The sequence below is a fragment of the Tamlana sp. 2_MG-2023 genome (assembly GCF_030548465.1).
Classification (GTDB): Bacteria; Bacteroidota; Bacteroidia; order Flavobacteriales; family Flavobacteriaceae; genus Pseudotamlana.
In genome coordinates, this window is sequence record NZ_JAUOSF010000039.1 from 1 (window position 1) to 765 (window position 765).

The window sequence follows — 765 nt, forward strand, 5'->3', positions numbered from 1 at the left end:
ATTAGAACGAATTACACAGGAGCGTTAAGGGAAAAACTGTTGCTTTATAATTTACTAAGTTTAAAGGTACAAGACACCTACGGTATTGAAGAGTGTCTCCAAACGAGCTTTGATTTGATAAAAAAACCTGAATTAAAAGCCATTTTTGAAAAGATGTATGGGCGAAAAATTAGAGGTGCTGAAGTTTTTAATTTTAAACTGCCTAATACAGAAGGGCAAACTGTAAGTTTGTCTGATTTTAGAGGTAAAGTAGTCTATCTGGATATTTGGTTTACTGGGTGTTCTGGTTGTATGGCATTAGCCAAAGAAATAGATCACAAGGTGTACCCCGTTTTTAAGGATAATCCCGAGGTGGTATTTGTTTCCATTTCTGCAGATCGATCCAAAAAAAAATGGCTTAATAGTGTAGAGGGTGAGCGTTATGGACTTAAACAGTATGTCAATTTATATACGGAAGGACTTGGGTTTAATCACGATTTTTTGAAATACTACAATATATTTGGAGGTCCAGTAACCATGATTATTGATAAAAAAGGGCGCGTGTTTTCGGCGGCACCACCTAAACATGGAAAGGCTGAGGAGTTAATTGCTCTAATAGAGGAAGCTACAATGCTTTAATTACTATTCAGATTCATTTGAAAAACAATAATGCCCTGATTGTATAAAACAATTAGGGTATTATCATAAAAGGCAAAATCTTTCATTTTACTGCCTTTATAAGCAGGGATATAAAAGCTATATTTATAATTCCCGCTTTTCAAGTCA

At 34.6% G+C, this 765-nt stretch carries 1 protein-coding gene; it reads left to right on the forward strand.

All coding sequences use genetic code 11. From position 1 onward, the window contains the following. The coding region (locus Q4566_RS17000; RefSeq protein WP_303423777.1) for a peroxiredoxin at nucleotides 1–618 on the forward strand (618 nt) is incomplete at its 5' end. Between the last annotated feature and the right edge of the window lie 147 nt (nucleotides 619–765).